At 68.7% G+C, this 14,346-nt stretch carries 18 protein-coding genes and 2 pseudogenes; 4 read left to right on the forward strand and 16 right to left on the reverse strand.

Features of this window, described 5'->3' with window-relative positions; all coding sequences use genetic code 11:
* Position 1: 1 nt before the first annotated feature.
* From QFZ74_RS19400 to QFZ74_RS19415, 4 genes are all read right to left on the reverse strand, one after another.
* A complete protein-coding gene (locus QFZ74_RS19400; protein ID WP_307624206.1) occupies positions 2-745 on the reverse strand; it encodes a TetR/AcrR family transcriptional regulator in 744 nt (247 codons plus the stop codon).
* Between the two features lie 106 nt (positions 746-851).
* Positions 852-1,355, reverse strand: coding sequence for a thiol-disulfide oxidoreductase DCC family protein (locus QFZ74_RS19405; RefSeq protein WP_373462486.1), 504 nt, complete (start codon positions 1,353-1,355; stop codon positions 852-854).
* 5 nt (positions 1,356-1,360) lie between these two features.
* Positions 1,361-1,768 (reverse strand): hypothetical protein, encoded by a 408-nt coding sequence (locus tag QFZ74_RS19410; RefSeq protein WP_307622064.1) that lies wholly within the window; start codon positions 1,766-1,768, stop codon positions 1,361-1,363.
* A gap of 93 nt (positions 1,769-1,861) precedes the next feature.
* Positions 1,862-2,272 (reverse strand): VOC family protein, encoded by a 411-nt coding sequence (locus QFZ74_RS19415; RefSeq protein ID WP_307622065.1) that lies wholly within the window; start codon positions 2,270-2,272, stop codon positions 1,862-1,864.
* A gap of 131 nt (positions 2,273-2,403) precedes the next feature.
* Between QFZ74_RS19415 and QFZ74_RS19420 the strand changes: the two genes are divergently transcribed.
* A complete protein-coding gene (locus tag QFZ74_RS19420) occupies positions 2,404-3,006 on the forward strand; it encodes a Uma2 family endonuclease (protein ID WP_307622066.1) in 603 nt (200 codons plus the stop codon).
* Here the strand turns inward: QFZ74_RS19420 and QFZ74_RS19425 are convergent.
* Complete coding sequence (locus QFZ74_RS19425) at positions 2,985-3,179, reverse strand: DUF397 domain-containing protein (RefSeq protein ID WP_307622067.1); 195 nt, start codon at positions 3,177-3,179, stop codon at positions 2,985-2,987. The genes QFZ74_RS19420 and QFZ74_RS19425 overlap by 22 nt on opposite strands.
* Positions 3,180-3,189: 10 nt before the next feature.
* A complete protein-coding gene (locus QFZ74_RS19430) occupies positions 3,190-4,041 on the reverse strand; it encodes a helix-turn-helix transcriptional regulator (protein WP_307622068.1) in 852 nt (283 codons plus the stop codon).
* 71 nt (positions 4,042-4,112) lie between these two features.
* On the opposite strand from QFZ74_RS19430, the gene QFZ74_RS19435 reads away from it, so the two are divergent.
* Positions 4,113-4,589 carry an ATP-binding protein gene (locus QFZ74_RS19435; protein ID WP_307622069.1) on the forward strand — a complete coding sequence of 159 codons (477 nt, stop codon included), beginning with the start codon at positions 4,113-4,115 and terminating at the stop codon, positions 4,587-4,589.
* Positions 4,590-4,746: 157 nt separating this feature from the next.
* On the opposite strand, the gene QFZ74_RS19440 is transcribed toward QFZ74_RS19435, so the two are convergent.
* The 3 genes and pseudogenes from QFZ74_RS19440 to tnpA all read right to left on the reverse strand — a co-directional run bounded on the left by QFZ74_RS19440 (position 4,747) and on the right by tnpA (position 6,292).
* Entirely contained in the window at positions 4,747-5,274 is a 528-nt protein-coding gene (locus tag QFZ74_RS19440; protein WP_307622070.1) for a hypothetical protein, read from the reverse strand.
* 133 nt (positions 5,275-5,407) lie between these two features.
* A pseudogene (locus QFZ74_RS19445) lies at positions 5,408-5,582 on the reverse strand (succinate dehydrogenase iron-sulfur subunit); the annotation flags it as partial.
* Positions 5,583-5,875: 293 nt separating this feature from the next.
* Complete coding sequence (tnpA, locus tag QFZ74_RS19450) at positions 5,876-6,292, reverse strand: IS200/IS605 family transposase (RefSeq protein ID WP_307622071.1); 417 nt, start codon at positions 6,290-6,292, stop codon at positions 5,876-5,878.
* A gap of 25 nt (positions 6,293-6,317) precedes the next feature.
* Here tnpA and QFZ74_RS19455 point away from each other — a divergent pair, with 25 nt between their 5' ends.
* Entirely contained in the window at positions 6,318-7,541 is a 1,224-nt protein-coding gene (locus tag QFZ74_RS19455; RefSeq protein ID WP_307622072.1) for an RNA-guided endonuclease TnpB family protein, read from the forward strand.
* Between the two features lie 39 nt (positions 7,542-7,580).
* Here the strand turns inward: QFZ74_RS19455 and QFZ74_RS19460 are convergent, their stop codons facing one another.
* The 7 genes and pseudogenes from QFZ74_RS19460 to QFZ74_RS19490 form a co-directional block, all read right to left on the reverse strand.
* Positions 7,581-7,880, reverse strand: coding sequence for a helix-turn-helix transcriptional regulator (locus QFZ74_RS19460; RefSeq protein ID WP_307622073.1), 300 nt, complete (start codon positions 7,878-7,880; stop codon positions 7,581-7,583).
* Positions 7,877-8,080, reverse strand: a pseudogene (locus tag QFZ74_RS19465) (type II toxin-antitoxin system RelE/ParE family toxin); the annotation flags it as partial. The pseudogene QFZ74_RS19465 and the gene QFZ74_RS19460, both read right to left, overlap by 4 nt.
* A 180-nt stretch (positions 8,081-8,260) precedes the next feature.
* A complete protein-coding gene (locus QFZ74_RS19470) occupies positions 8,261-9,028 on the reverse strand; it encodes a succinate dehydrogenase iron-sulfur subunit (RefSeq protein WP_307622074.1) in 768 nt (255 codons plus the stop codon).
* Positions 9,028-10,782: a succinate dehydrogenase flavoprotein subunit gene (gene sdhA, locus QFZ74_RS19475; protein ID WP_307622075.1), complete on the reverse strand. Its 1,755-nt coding sequence runs from the start codon at positions 10,780-10,782 to the stop codon at positions 9,028-9,030. The genes QFZ74_RS19470 and sdhA overlap by 1 nt, the downstream gene beginning before the upstream one ends.
* Positions 10,783-10,806: 24 nt before the next feature.
* Positions 10,807-11,286: a succinate dehydrogenase hydrophobic membrane anchor subunit gene (locus tag QFZ74_RS19480; protein WP_307622076.1), complete on the reverse strand. Its 480-nt coding sequence runs from the start codon at positions 11,284-11,286 to the stop codon at positions 10,807-10,809.
* A gap of 5 nt (positions 11,287-11,291) precedes the next feature.
* Positions 11,292-11,672 carry a succinate dehydrogenase, cytochrome b556 subunit gene (gene sdhC / locus QFZ74_RS19485; RefSeq protein WP_307622077.1) on the reverse strand — a complete coding sequence of 127 codons (381 nt, stop codon included), beginning with the start codon at positions 11,670-11,672 and terminating at the stop codon, positions 11,292-11,294.
* A 222-nt stretch (positions 11,673-11,894) separates the two neighbouring features.
* Positions 11,895-12,458, reverse strand: a complete 564-nt coding sequence (locus QFZ74_RS19490) for a 2-oxo-4-hydroxy-4-carboxy-5-ureidoimidazoline decarboxylase (protein ID WP_307622078.1) — start codon at positions 12,456-12,458, stop codon at positions 11,895-11,897.
* 148 nt (positions 12,459-12,606) lie between these two features.
* Here QFZ74_RS19490 and QFZ74_RS19495 point away from each other — a divergent pair, with 148 nt between their 5' ends.
* Entirely contained in the window at positions 12,607-14,235 is a 1,629-nt protein-coding gene (locus QFZ74_RS19495) for a family 20 glycosylhydrolase (protein ID WP_373462412.1), read from the forward strand.
* Positions 14,236-14,346 lie beyond the last annotated feature (111 nt).

Consider the following 14,346-nt stretch of genomic DNA (forward strand, 5'->3'; position numbering starts at 1 on the left):
GTCACTCTTCCTGGGCTTTCTTCTCCTTCTTCGCCGGGTCCGGCAGCGCCTTCGTCATGCCCGGCAGGAAGTCCGTGAACAGGCCGTGCAGGTCGAGCACGAGGGGGCGCAGGACCCGGAAGCGGGCCAGGGAGACGCCGAGGGCGGTGAGACGGGCCCCGCGTTCGGCGAGACGGTAGCTGCGCTCGCGGTCCTCGGTCCGGTCGAAGACCCAGTACAGGACGAGGCCCATCTGCGAGAGCCACATCAAGTCGGGCAGTACGTCCCGCAGTTCGGCGGGCACCTTGGCCTTCGACCCGGCCAGCACCTCCCGGTGGATGGCGAGGACCTGCTCGCGCGCGTGCGCCGACTCCGGCGAGAACGGGCTGAGCGGGCTGTCCGGGTCGGCGGCGTTCTTGAAGAACTGCACCGCGAACTCGTGGTACGGCTGCGCGACGTCCAGCCACGCCTTCAGTACGCCCGCCAGCCGGGCCTCCAGGCCGGTCTCCCGGTCCAGGACCTCCCGGACCGCGAGCCGGTGCTCGGCGGCGATCCGGTCGTAGAAGCCCTGGATCAGGTGCTCCTTGCCGCCGAAGTAGTAGTACGCGTTCCCGACGGAGACCCCGGCCTCCTTGGCGATGGCCCGCATCGTCGTCTTGTCGTAGCCGTGCTCCTGGAACAGCCGCATCGCGGTCTGGAGGATCAGCGCCCGCGTCTGCTCGGACTTGCTCGACCCTCCGGCCTCGTCGGGCCGCTCGCCCGTCACGGACGGTCGGGGCACCGGCACGGCTTGAGCGGACGCGGGCTCGGACGGCTCGCCCGGCGCCGGGGCGTTCTTCACGTACTCGTTCTTCGCGGACACGGAAAAGAGCCTAACGAGTGGTGCACGCGCCGTCGTCACAGCTGGGGGGAGCGTACGTCCAGCCCTGGGGCGGGTCGTACGTCCATCCCTGCGCCCGGCGGTACGCCGAGCCGCCCCACTGCCTGCCCTGCCTGCTCTGCCTGCCCCGCCACTTCGCGGCGGCCAGCACCGCGCCCTTGGCGAACGCGGCGCCGGTCGGGGTGCTGAGCCGGTGGGCGAGCGGGCGGTGCTCGCGCAGCGCCCACAGCACGACGATCCAGGCCGCGGTGGAGCGGTAGACCTGCCCGGCGTCGCCGACGACGGTGACGTCGTCGAGGGTGGCGTCGTGGTCGAGGCCGGGGTAGCGCCGCCGGGCCTCCTCGGAGCCGGCCGCGACCAACTCCAGCGGGACCAGTCTCGGTTGCCGCAGCAGCCAGTCGCGCACGTGGGTGCACAGCGAGCACTCGGCGTCGTACAGCACGGTGAGCCCGCGGACCGGGACGCGCACGGCGCCCCGGCCCCCGGCGGCCGCCACCGCGCTCACGCCCGGCCCACCGGGGCGACCCACTCCTGCGGTGCCACGGGCGGCAGTTGCTCCCGCTCCATGACTCCTCGCCGCCGGATGCGGTTCAGCACGTACACGTTGCCCAGGTGCATCACGCCGAGCACGAGGAGCACCACGCCGAGCTTGGTCGACAGGGCCTCGAAGATCTGACGGGTGTCCTCGATGGCCTGATCGCCGCTCAGGTACAGCGCGACGAAGCCGAGGTTGACGAGGTAGAAGCCGACGACCAGGAGGTGGTTGACGGCGTCGGCGAGCTGCTCGTTCCCGTGCAGGACGTCGGAGAGGAAGATCCGCCCGTTGCGGCTGAGCGTGCGGGCCACCCAGACCGTCAGTCCGATGCTGACGATCAGGTAGATGACGTAGGCGATGATCGTGCGGTCCATGCCCCACCCCTTCTTGAACGCGTTCAAAACGCTGACAGGATGACTGTAGCCCTACTTTTGAACGCGTTCAACTGGTGGCGAGCGGGGGCTGGTTCAGGATCTGCGGGCCAGCTCCGGCCGCTTCGTGTAGTCGGTGAACCCGAGGACGTTCCCCCAGGGGTCGGCGAGCTCGACGGTCCACCCGGTGGCGCAGGAGAAGGGCTCGTCCAGCGCCGTGACCCCTGCCCCGGCGAGCCTGCGCGCCGCCGTCCGCGCGTCCGGCACCTCCAGCCACACCCGCACCGCCGGCCACGGCGGCGGCCGCCGCCCGAAGTCCTCCTCGGTCCGCAGCAGGATCCCGGGCGTCTCGCCCCCGACCCGCAGCAACGCGAGCCCGCCCTCGTCGAACCGGAACCCCACCTCGAACCCGGCTCGCTCGTAGAACACCACGGCCTCCCCGAGATCCCCGACGGGCAGCACCACGTTGTCGAACCCGAGCAGCTCGTACGACTCGTCATCTGACATGTCGTCAGATTAGAGCGGCGCACGGGATGCCCCCTGGGGACCGCCCGAGGGCTGGCCTCGTGATCACTCATTGAGGTGAGGCGGCCCGCATTCCCCTGGGTGCTCTGAACCGACAAGCGAGACTCCGTCCCATGGGAGCACCCGACGACGACCTGGAGTACCGCTCGCCGCCCCCGCCGCTCGACGGCTGGTCCGCTGACGACCTCGACCGGATTCCGGGCTTGCCGCCCCATGCGGAGTTGATCGACGGGAGCCTTGTCTTCAGAAGCCCGCAGAACCGGTTCCACGCCTGCTCCCTGCGCCTGCTGGAACACCGCCTACTGGCACAGGCCCCGGATGGCTTCGATGTCGACCGCGAATTCACGGTCAGGCTGGACGACAAGAACAGGCCCGAGCCGGACCTCCTGGTGATTCCCGCCGAAGCGGCTGCCGGCTTTGATCAGACCTGGCACAAGCCCGAGGACGTCATCCTCGTCGTCGAGGTCGTCTCCCCCGACTCCCGCGAGCGCGACCGCGACGTCAAGCCCCGCAAATACGGCGCAGCCGGCGTACCGCACTTCTGGCGAGTCGAGCTGGACGAGGACAAGGGCCTTCCGGTCGTCTACGTCTTCGAGCTCGACCCGGCCACCAGTTCCTACGGCCTCACCGGCATCTTCCATGACCGGCTCAAGGTCTCCGTTCCCTACGACATCGAGATCGACTTGACGGCGATCTACCGCCGCCCGGGGCGGTGACTGCCCCGCAAGGCGGTTATCAGGGCGCCGAGTTGGCGTTGATCGGTGGCGAGGATGGTCTCCGGTTCGTCGCTCTCGCGGAGGAGGATCGTTCCGGTGGGGGCGGTGGCGAGGTAGACACAGGAGGAGCCTTCCTCGCTGTAGGTCGACTTCTGCCAGGACGGTTCGCTCATGCTCTGCCTCTCAGGCGTCTCGGGCGATGCGGTGGACGAGGTCGCGGGAGGCGGCAGGCTTGAGGGCCACTGCTTCCATGCGGTCCAGGACGAGGCGGTACTTCTCCAGCTGGCCTGCGGCGTCGATGAGTTCGCTGCCATGTGCCGTATCGACCTCTACGGTGTCGAGGGCGGTCACCCGGCCATGGAAGTAGTCGACGGCGTGGCCGGTGGTGGGGAACGACGTGCCGTCGAAGGGGATCACGCGGAGCGTGATGGTGGCCAGCTCGCTCACCTCGGCCAGATGCTTCAGCTGGGCCTTGGCCACTTCGCGGCCGCCGAACTGCATCCGCAGGGCGGCCTCGTGGACGATCGCCGTGTACGGCGGGGGCTGCTCGCGGTAGAGGATCGCCTGGCGCTTGATGCGGTGGGAGATGCGGTACTCGATCTCGTGCGGGCGCAGTGCGGGAACCGCTTCGCGGAACAGTGCGCGGGCGTGTTCCGGTGTCTGGAGCAGGCCAGGGATGTTGATTACCTGAGTCACGCGCAGGGCGGTGGCGTGGTGCTCCATCTCCGCGAGGTCCAGGAGCCGGGGCGGCAAGCTGTCCCGGTACTCCTCCCACCACCCGCGCGTGCGGTCTGCAGCCATGTCGGCGAGGGCGTCGACCAGGGTTTGATCCGTGCAGCCGTAGATGTGGGCGAGCGTGCGCACGCGATCGGCGCTGATGCCGAAGCGGTTGGCCTCGATGTTGCTGATCTGGGCCTGCGTGGTCCCCAGCGAGCGGGCCGCCTCGGCAGCGGTCATGCCGGCCCTCTCGCGCAGGCGCCGCAGCTCGACGCCGATGCGGAGGCGGCGTGCGGTGGGGGTGTTCCGTGGGGCCATGTCCTCGCTCCGTTTCGTACACCAGGCGTGGCGGTCACTCACACGAGGCAAATCCCTGAAGGTTTTGCTCAATGCTGCAAAAGCTTCAGGTGTCGCAGATCCCCAACTTGGACGTACGCCCTCAACTGCCCCACGATCCACGTGCCGCGCGCATCGCCCGCGTCACGCTCCGCGCCGTCCTTGCAGGGCACGGCATGGCCCAACTCCAGGACACTGCAGAACTGTTGGCATCGGAACTGGTCGCCAATGCCTACCGGTACTCGTCCGGCTCGTCGATGCTTCGCCTGCGTGGGCTCGGCGACAGCCGGCTGCGGGTGAGCGTGTGGGACACCAACCCGCACATCCCTCCTCCCTTCGGGAAAGGGGCTCCCCCCTTGCGCCCCCTCTCGGTCGAGGACGTCGGCGGGCGGGGGCTGTTCCTCGTATGCCATTACGCGGACGCGTGGGGCGGCTGTCTGCTCGGCGACGACCTCTTCGGCGCGGGTGGGAAGGTGCTGTGGTGCGAGGTCGGGCCGTCCGCCGTGGGCGGGGCGAGGGCCGCCTCCTGAGGCACCCCGCAGATACGACAGGCCCCGCCGAAGCCAGCACAGATCGGTTTCGGCGGGGCGAGGCACGCGGGTGGATCAGGGACGCAGACCCTTCACATGGACCAGACTTCCGTACGCGTGTCTATCCGTTCCTAGACCTGGAACCCGGCCGGCGCGCTCACATGTTGCTCAGGGAACGGGCATAGTTGATCTGGCCCATGACCGCGGGGAAGGTGTGGGGCCCGAGCGCCGGGATCATCGTCGAGTGGTGCCGGCCCGCGCTCGTCACGGTGACCTGGATGAAGCCGGTGGTCTTCTTCTCCTTCATGAGGAGGAAGAACAGGCCGAGGAGGCAGAAGATGAAAAAGATGACCGCGAGCACGATGGCGACCGTCGGGATCTTCTCCTCCGTGTGCGACATGTCGGTGGCGTTCCATACCGCGCCGCGCAGGGGAAGGGTGCCGGCCGGCGTGACGATCTGCTCGCCCATCACCGTGATGTCCCCGATGGCCAGGGTCGAGGCCCCGCCCACGGGGGCCGACGCCGCGGGTTGCTGGGGATATCCGTACGCCGACTTCGAGTTGGGATATCCGTACGCCGGCGTGGGGTTGGGGTAGCCGTAGCCGGGAGGCTGCGCTGCGGGAGGGTGTCCCGGGCCCCAATTGGCCTTGTCGGCTCCACTCTCGTATGGATTCGGCTCGGTCATGTTCTCGTCCCCCGCTTGTCACCTGTGGCCCGTCAGGTTATTGGATCAGTGGTTCGTCTGCCAGCCGTATCGGTGCTCAAGCTGTGCTGAAACGGCCGAAGCAGTCGAGAGGCGCACTGTTTCAGGCGTTCCGTCAGGTACAGCGCGTGATCAGCGCGCGCCTCACTTCCCGAATCGCCCGGGTGGCCTCGATGCCGCGCGGGCAGGCGTCCGTGCAGTTGGAGGGCGTGCGGCAGTGCCACGCGCCCGTCACGGTCGTTGGGGATCTCCAGACGCTGCTCGCCGGCCTCGTCACGCGAGTCGCCTATGTCTCCTCGGAGCTCTGCGGCACGGCGAACTCCGTTCTGTGGCAACTTCCAAGACGGTAGTGCCCCCAGGCGGCCCCGGTCAGGCCGGAGTCAAGCCAAGGACACGCGCGTGCCGTTGAAGTTGGCTACCGGGATTCATTCGCAGTGCCCCGACGTTCACGCTGGGGTGAAGCGAATCTGATGGTGGCGACGCGGAGCGTCGCGGATTCAGGTCCGGCGGAGCCGGACACCGCAGTTCTTGGTCTGCGGTGCGGAGCGTCGCGAGGGCTGGTCCCGGCGGAGCCGGGCGGTGCTCACACCGGCCGGTTCTGCTGTTCGATGTACTGCCTGACCACGGTGAGCGGGGCGCCGCCGACGGTTCCGGCGAAGTAGGAGCCGGACCACAACTTGCTGGCCCGCCAGTAGTGGCGTACCAGGTCGGGGAACTCCTGGCGCAGACGGCGCGAGGAGACGCCCTTGAGGGAGTTGACCAGCTTGGTCACGGCGACCTTGGGCGGGAAGTTCACCAGCAGGTGAACGTGGTTGTCCTCGCCGTTGAACTCCACCAGCTCGCACTCGAAGTCCGTGCACACGGATCGCATGATCTCCTCCATGCGCCTCAAGTGGGCATCGGTGAACACTCTGTGCCGGAACTTGGTCACGAAGACCAAGTGAACGTGCATCACGAAAGCACAGTGCCTACCAGTTCTGATCTTCTGCATCTCACCCATAACCCACGTATGTAGCGTGGCCGTCATGCAGCTCCGGTACGCCTTCAGGTTGTACCCGGACCCCGGCCAGCAGAGGGCGTTGGCGAAGGCGTTCGGGTGCGCCCGCGTCGTGTTCAACGACGCGGTCCGAGCCCGCGAGGACGCCCGTCAGGCCGGCTTGCCCTTTCCGAAAGCCGGGGAGCTGTCCAAACGTCTGATCACGGAGGCCAAGCGGACGGCTGAGCGGTCCTGGTTGGGTGAGGTGTCCGCGGTGGTGCTCCAGCAGTCCCTGCGGGATGGCGAGACTGCGTACCGCAACTTCTTCGCCTCCCTCAAGGGCACCCGCAAGGGCCCCAAGATCGGCCCGCCCCGCTTCAAGTCCCGCAAGGACGCCCGGCAGTCGATCCGGTTCACCGCCAATGCCCGCTGGCACCTCACCGGCAGTGGCCGTCTGAACCTGCCGAAGATCGGTCCGGTGAAGGTGAAGTGGTCCCGTACCCTGCCCGCCACCCCCACCTCGGTCACCGTCGTCAAGGATGCGGCCGGCAGGTTTTTCGCCTCCTTCGTCATCGACACCGACCCTGCCGCCGACCAGGCACGGATGCCCGAGACTGACCGCACCATCGGCATCGATCTCGGCCTGACCCACTTCGCGGTCCTGTCCGACGGCACGAAAATCGACTCCCCGCGCTTCCTGCGCCGCGCGGAGAAGAAGCTGAAGAAGGCCCAGCGCGAGCTGTCCCGCAAACAGAAGGGATCCAAGAACCGGGAGAAGGCCCGCCGCAAGGTTGCCCGCGCCCACGCCAAGGTCACCGACGCCCGCCACGAGTTCCACCACCAGCTCTCCACCCAGCTGATCTCCGAGAACCAAGGGATCGCCGTGGAAGACCTGTCCGTGGTGGGACTGGCACGCACCAAGCTGGCCAAGTCCGTGCACGACGCCGGATGGTCGTCGTTCATCAACATGCTCCAGTACAAGGCGGAGCGGTACGGACGCACCCTGGTGAAGATCGGCCGGTTCGAGCCGACCTCCCAGACCTGTTCCACCTGCGGCGTCCAGGACGGACCCAAGCCCCTCGATGTCCGGGAGTGGACGTGCGCCGCCTGCGGCGCGGTCCACGACCGGGACATCAATGCCGCGATCAACGTGAAGACGGCCGCCGGACTGGCGGTATCGGCCTGCGGAGCGCCGATAAGACCAGAACTCGCTCTGGCACAGCGCGAAGAAACAGGAAGCCACGGATTCCCGACCCAAGCCCGTGCCGCGTAGCGGCACGGGAACGGAACGGAAGGCCAGAATCCTCGGGCTTCAGCCCGAGGTGCAAGTCAAGACTTCCAGCTCCCCGCCCAGCGCTGCGACGTAGGCCGCCACCGTGCCGACTTCCGTCGATGCCGTCTTGCCGCGTTCGATGGCGGACACCCGCTCCTGGCGGACATGCATGCGGTCGGCCACCTCGCGCTGGGTGAGCCCGAGTTGGCGGCGCATCTCGGCGAGCCGGTGGGCGCGGGACTCGGCCACCATGCGCCGGGCGCCGGCGGTGATCTCTTCGAGGTCCTCGGCGTCGAAGACCTCGTGCTTTACGTCGTCCCAGGAGTGGAAGTCGGTCACTTCTGCGTCCCCTTCTTCTCATGCTGGGCCAGATGGTCCAGCCACTCGGTGTACCGCTGTTCGGCAAGAGGGATCGCCCGCCGGTACCACTCTGCCCACTGCCCCGACTTGTCGCCCGCCACGAGCAGAACGGCATTCCGCTCCGGATCGAAGGCGAACAGGACCCTGATCTCAGTGCATCCGGCCGAACCGGGGCGCAGCCCTGGCGTACTAGCGGCCTCCTGGTCAGGGAAGGCCCGCACCGTCACCCTCACGAGTGGCTTCGGTGGTCCCGGGGCCGTCACGGTTCGGGGCCCCTACGACGACGCAGGCCCCGTTCCCCGGCGAGGAACCGGGGAACGGGGCCTTCACAGACGTACCAGAGACGGCGTCAGGCGACGTCAGATACGGCGCGTAATAAGCGCCCTCTTGACTTCCTGGATCGCCTTCGTGACCTCGATACCGCGCGGGCAGGCGTCCGTGCAGTTGAAGGTCGTGCGGCAACGCCACACGCCGTCGCGGTCGTTGAGGATCTCCAGGCGCTGCTCGCCGGCCTCGTCACGCGAGTCGAAGATGAAGCGGTGCGCGTTGACGATGGCGGCTGGGCCGAAGTACTGGCCGTCGTTCCAGAAGACGGGGCAGGACGACGTGCACGCCGCGCAGAGGATGCACTTCGTGGTGTCGTCGAAGCGTTCGCGGTCTTCCGCCGACTGGAGGCGTTCCCGCGTGGGCTCGTTCGTGTCCTTCGTGATGAGGAAGGGCATGACGTCGCGGTACGCCTGGAAGAACGGCTCCATGTCCACGACCAGGTCCTTCAGGGCCGCGAGGCCCTTGATGGGCTCGACCGTGATGGGCTGCTCGGGGTTGACGTCCTTGATCAGCGTCTTGCAGGCGAGGCGGTTCTTGCCGTTGATCCGCATCGCGTCGGAGCCGCAGATGCCGTGGGCGCAGGACCGGCGGAAGGTCAGCGTGCCGTCGATGTCCCACTTGATCTTGTTGAGACCGTCGAGCACGCGCTCCTTCGGGTCCATCTCCAGCTGGAAGTCCTCCCAGTGGACCTCGGCCGAGACCTCCGGGTTGAAGCGCCGGATGCGGAAGGTGACCGTGATGTAGGGGGACGCGGCCGACTGCGCGTCCGCCTCGGCCTTGTCCAGAACGGGGGTTGCCATCAGTACTTACGCTCCATCGGCTGGTAGCGGGTCTGGACGACCGGCTTGTAGTCGAGACGGACGGACTCGGTGCCGTCGGCGCCCACCTCGCGGTACGCCATGGTGTGGCGCATGAAGTTGACGTCGTCGCGGTTGGGGTAGTCCTCGCGGTAGTGACCGCCGCGGGACTCCTTGCGGGCCAGCGCGGAGACGGCCATGACCTCGGCCAGCTCCAGCAGATTGCCCAGCTCGATGGCCTCCAGCAGGTCCGTGTTGAACCGCTTGCCCTTGTCCTGGATCGAGACGTTCTTGTAGCGCTCGCGCAGCTCGGCGATCTTCTCGACGGCCGTCTTGATCGTCTGCTCGGTGCGGAACACCATGACGTTGGCGTCCATGGTCTCCTGCAGCTCGCGGCGGATCTCCGCCACGCGCTCCGTGCCCGTGGAGTTGCGCAGCCGCTCGATCTGCTCGACGACCTGCGACTCCGGGTTCTCCGGCAGCTCGACGAAGTCGGCCCGCTTCGAGTAGTCCGCGGCCGCGATGCCGGCGCGCTTGCCGAACACGTTGATGTCCAGCAGGGAGTTGGTGCCGAGGCGGTTGGCGCCGTGCACCGACACGCAGGCCACCTCGCCCGCCGCGTACAGACCCGGGACGACCGTGGTGTTGTCCGCGAGGACCTCACCCTCGACGTTCGTCGGGATGCCGCCCATGGCGTAGTGCGCGGTCGGCTGGATCGGGATCGGGTCCGTGTACGGCTCGATGCCCAGGTAGGTGCGCGCGAACTCCGTGATGTCCGGGAGCTTCGCGTCCAGCTGCTCCGGCGGGAGGTGGGTGAGGTCGAGGAAGACGTGGTCGCCCTCGGGACCGCAGCCGCGGCCCTCGCGGATCTCCGTGTAGATGGACCTCGACACCACGTCCCGGGAGGCCAGGTCCTTCATCACCGGCGCGTACTTCTCCATGAAGCGCTCGCCGTCCTTGTTGCGGAGGATGCCGCCCTCACCGCGGGCGCCCTCCGTCAGCAGGATGCCCATGCGCCAGATGCCGGTCGGGTGGAACTGGAAGAACTCCATGTCCTCCAGCGGGATGCCCCGGCGGTAGACGGCGGCCTGGCCGTCACCGGTCAGCGTGTGCGCGTTGGACGTCACCTTGAAGAACTTGCCGGTGCCGCCGGACGCGTAGATCACGGACTTCGCCTGGAAGACGTGGATCTCGCCGGTCGCCAGCTCGTACGCCACGACACCGGCCGACCGCTTGACGCCGTCGACCTCGGTGATCAGCTGGTCGAGGACGTAGAACTCGTTGAAGAACTCCACGCCCTCCTTGACGCAGTTCTGGTACAGCGTCTGGAGGATCATGTGGCCGGTGCGGTCGGCCGCGTAGCAGGAGCGGCGGACCGGGGCCTCGCCGTGGTTCCGGCTGTGACCGCCGAAGCGGCGCTGGTCGATCGTCCCGTCGGGCGTCCGATTGAACGGCAGGCCCATCTTCTCCAGGTCGAGGACCGAGTCGATGGCCTCCTTCGCCAGGATCTCGGCGGCGTCCTGGTCGACCAGGTAGTCACCGCCCTTGACCGTGTCGAAGGTGTGCCACTCCCAGTTGTCCTCCTCCACGTTGGCCAGCGCGGCGGCCATGCCGCCCTGCGCGGCGCCCGTGTGGGAGCGGGTGGGGTAGAGCTTGGTCAGCACGGCGGTGCGGCTGCGCTTCGTCGACTCGATGGCCGCGCGCATGCCCGCGCCGCCGGCGCCGACGATGACGGTGTCGTACTTGTGGATCTTCATGAGTGGAATACCTCAGCCCCGTGCCTAGCGGATGTTCGGGTCGAAGGTGAAGATCACCAGCGTGCCCAGCAGGATGGTGAACACCGTGGCGGTGTAGAGCAGCGCCTTCAGCCACAGGCGGGTGTTCACGCGCTCCGCGTAGTCGTTGATGACCGTACGCAGACCATTGGCGCCGTGCAGCATCGCCAGCCACAGCATCAGCAGGTCCCAGACCTGCCAGAACGGGGACGCCCAGCGGCCGGCCACGAAGGCGAAGCCGATCTTGGAGACGCCGCCGTCCAGCACGAGCTGGATCAGCAGGTGGCCGAGGACGAGGACGACGAGGACGATGCCGGACAGCCGCATGAACAGCCAGGCGTACATCTCGAAGTTGCCCCGGGTGGTCCTCGGGGTCTTCTTGGTGCGCTTGCGCGGCGCCTCGATGACGGGGGCCGGGTTGTCGACGCCGTAGACGACGCCGCCCTCGACGGGGCCGATCCCGGAAGCGGTGGTTTCAGTGGACATCGGCGTCAGCTCCCGAAGACGGCTCGAGCGGCGTGGCCGAGGACCGGGTAGATCGCGAAGGCCATCAGGACGACCCAGATGCCCATGACGGTCCACAGCATCTGCTTCTGGTAGCGCGGGCCCTTCGACCAGAAGTCGACGGCGATGACGCGCAGGCCGTTGAGCGCGTGGAAGAGGATGGCGGCGACGAGGCCGTACTCCAGCAGCGCGACGAGCGGCGTCTTGTAGGTGGCTACGACCTTGTCGTAGTCCTCGGGGGAGACACGGACGAGAGCGGTGTCCAGGACGTGTACGAACAGGAAGAAGAAAATGAGGACACCGGTGACTCGATGAGCCACCCAGGACCACATGCCTTCCCGGCCGCGGTACAGCGTTCCAGCCGGCACGGAAGATCCCTCCGGATGCGGAGACTAGGGCCGCGCCGGCTTCACTGTCGGTCGGGCCCGGCCGGGTACGGTCCACCGGCCCCCAGCATCGTAGCCACGTACTGATCCGCCGCTTACAGGGGGCCTGACTGTGTGATCAAACTGGCATTCAAAGGTGCACGGACGGGCGAGAATCGGACTGCCGCGCCGGTCTCCCGGCGTCTTCCCGGGGCCCGCGCGCCCTCACCGGCGGAGCCGGGCGGCCAGCCGGCCCCGCGCCAGGCGGCGCAGCTCCTCCGCGGCGCGCACCCGCTCCTCCTCGGGATCGTTCGCCAATCGTGACCGGATGCCCTCCAGCACGCGGTCGAGGGCCTCCCCGGCCGGGGCGTCGCCCAGGTAGACCACGAAGGCGTGCCCGAACCGGGCCTCGTACGCGGCGTGCGCGGCGCTCAGCGCGGTGTGGGCGACCGCGTACGTCCCGTCCGGAAGCTCCGGCAGGCTCTCGCCCGCCAGCGCGTGGGCCAGGTCCCGGGGCGAGAGGTCGTACGCCGCCTCGTCCGCCGCGGCCAGCAGGGAGTCCAGGTCGGGATAGGGGCGGTGGGCGGCCAGCCGACGGGCCCAGCGCGGGCTGCGCAGGCAGGTCAGCAGTACGTCGCACGCCTCGTCGGCGGGCGCGGCGTTGAACGCCTCCAGCGGGTCCGCGGGTGGGACGCGGGTCTGTCCCGGCAGCGGGGCTCCGGTCGGGCGGCCGGGGGTGCGGGAGGCGTACGGGAGACGGTGCGCAGGCAGCGTGGGTCCTCGCGTCACGTGGGGGCAGGGGAGGTGTGGGGATGTGGTGTCACGCTATCGAGAGCGATCACAGAGTGTCCGCAAGATGCCTGAATTTCACTCGAACGGGAGAGTTTCGGAACAGGTAGTGGACGCATCCCGAGAGCGATGGCCGTAGGTTGTCAGGGTGAGCCAGCACAGGCGCCGGGTGTCGGCGAAGCAGGACAAGCGCAATCGCACGGTGGTCGTCTCGGCGGTGGCCGCCGGGGCGGTCGCACTCGGGGTGGGGGTCGGTGTCTGGGCCTCCGCGGGCGACGGCGAGGGGCGGTCCGCGAACGCGGCGGCCGCGGCCCCCGACCCGTGCGAGACCTCCCAGTCCCCCGGCCGCTCCTCCCCGATGTCGCAGGCCCCCCGCACGATCCCCGCGGTCCGCTCCCACACCCCGGCGCGCGGCCCCGGCTGGCGCCCCTCCCAGGGCGAGCGCGTCGTCGTGAGCGACGACAGCCTGGCCGACGAGGGCCGGCTCATCGCCGGTGAGCTGGGCCTGTCGTACGCGGGCAAGGAGGACGCGCGGGCCGGTGACGTACGGCTGGAGCTGGGCGGCGCCAAGAACGCGAACCCGGAGTCGTACACGATGGACGTGCACGGCGGCTGCGTGAAGATCAGCGGGCCGGCCGACGCGGGCGTCTTCTACGGCACCCGCACCCTCAAGCAGGAGGTCCACGGCGGCGGCAGCGCACCGGAGGGCGTCGTGCGCGACGAGCCCGCCAAGGCGCGCCGCGGCTTCATGCTGGACATCGCGCGCAAGCCGTTCAGCGCGGACTGGATCGAGGACCGGGTACGGGAGCTCGGCGACCTGAAGTTCAACGAGCTCGGGCTGCACTTCTCCGACGACCAGGGCTGGCGGATCCAGTCCACCACCCACCCCGAGATCGTCTCCCAGGACCACCTCACCAAGGCCCAGGTCAGGAAGATCATCGACCTCGCGGCCTCCCGGCACATCAACGTCGTCCCCGAGATCGACTCGCCGGGACACCTCGGCAAGGTCCTGGAGTCCTACCCCGACCTCCAGCTGCGCAACGCGCAGGGCGAACCGGCGCGCGGCGCCATCGACATCTCCAAGCCCGCCGCCGCCTCCCTCGTCGACTCCCTGCTCAACGAGTACGCCGACCTCTTCCGCCGCCCCTTCTGGCACCTCGGTGGCGACGAGTACGTGGCGCTGATGTCCTCCGACCCCGAGGCGTCCTACCCGCAGCTCGCGGACGCGGCCCGGAAGAAGTACGGCCCCGACGGCACCGTCGCCGACCTGACCACCGGCTGGCTGAACGACCGCGCCGCCACCGTCCGGACCCACGACCGCACGATGCGCGCGTGGAACGACGGCTTCTTCCGCGACACGTCCGTCAAGCCCGCCAAGGACCTCGAGGTCGCCTACTGGACGGGCAAGGAGATCGGCGCCCGGCCGCCCGTCGACTATCTGGCCGCGGGCCGCAAGGTCATCAACTACAACGACGAGTACCTCTACTACGTCCTCGGCGAGCCGCAGACCTTCGTCTACCCCACGGGAGAGCGGATCTACGAGCAGTGGACCCCGCTGGTGGTGCGTGGCACGTCGCCCGTCCCCGCCCAGTACGACGGGCAGATCCTCGGCGGCTCCTTCGCCGTGTGGTGCGACCTCGCGAACTCCCAGACGCAGGACCAGGTGGCCGCCGGGATCCGGATGCCGCTGCGGGCGACCGTCCAGAAGCTGTGGGACCCGGGCAAACCGGAGCTCACCTGGCCGCAGTTCAGGGCGCTCGCGGACCGGCTGGGCTGACCTACGCCGGGCGCCGGGCCGTTGGCTGAAAAGCAGTGATTCCGCCTTCCCGGCCGCTGCCGTGCGGTGCCCCTGTGACACTCCCGGCTCATCGCACGCAGTTAGGGGAAG

The organism is Streptomyces sp. V3I7 (assembly GCF_030817495.1).
Lineage (GTDB): Bacteria > Actinomycetota > Actinomycetes > Streptomycetales > Streptomycetaceae > Streptomyces.

Excerpts from the sequence above, each read along its gene's own strand:
- QFZ74_RS19410 (WP_307622064.1), bottom strand. The coding sequence starts at position 1,768 with ATGGACCGCACGATCATCGCCTACGTCATCTACCTGATCGTCAGCATC.
- QFZ74_RS19415 (WP_307622065.1), bottom strand. The coding sequence starts at position 2,272 with ATGTCAGATGACGAGTCGTACGAGCTGCTCGGGTTCGACAACGTGGTG.
- QFZ74_RS19420 (WP_307622066.1), top strand. The coding sequence starts at position 2,404 with ATGGGAGCACCCGACGACGACCTGGAGTACCGCTCGCCGCCCCCGCCG.
- QFZ74_RS19425 (WP_307622067.1), bottom strand. The coding sequence starts at position 3,179 with ATGAGCGAACCGTCCTGGCAGAAGTCGACCTACAGCGAGGAAGGCTCC.
- QFZ74_RS19430 (WP_307622068.1), bottom strand. The coding sequence starts at position 4,041 with ATGGCCCCACGGAACACCCCCACCGCACGCCGCCTCCGCATCGGCGTC.
- QFZ74_RS19435 (WP_307622069.1), top strand. The coding sequence starts at position 4,113 with ATGCTGCAAAAGCTTCAGGTGTCGCAGATCCCCAACTTGGACGTACGC.
- QFZ74_RS19440 (WP_307622070.1), bottom strand. The coding sequence starts at position 5,274 with ATGACCGAGCCGAATCCATACGAGAGTGGAGCCGACAAGGCCAATTGG.
- tnpA (WP_307622071.1), bottom strand. The coding sequence starts at position 6,292 with ATGGGTGAGATGCAGAAGATCAGAACTGGTAGGCACTGTGCTTTCGTG.
- QFZ74_RS19455 (WP_307622072.1), top strand. The coding sequence starts at position 6,318 with ATGCAGCTCCGGTACGCCTTCAGGTTGTACCCGGACCCCGGCCAGCAG.
- QFZ74_RS19470 (WP_307622074.1), bottom strand. The coding sequence starts at position 9,028 with ATGGCAACCCCCGTTCTGGACAAGGCCGAGGCGGACGCGCAGTCGGCC.
- sdhA (WP_307622075.1), bottom strand. The coding sequence starts at position 10,782 with ATGAAGATCCACAAGTACGACACCGTCATCGTCGGCGCCGGCGGCGCG.
- QFZ74_RS19480 (WP_307622076.1), bottom strand. The coding sequence starts at position 11,286 with ATGTCCACTGAAACCACCGCTTCCGGGATCGGCCCCGTCGAGGGCGGC.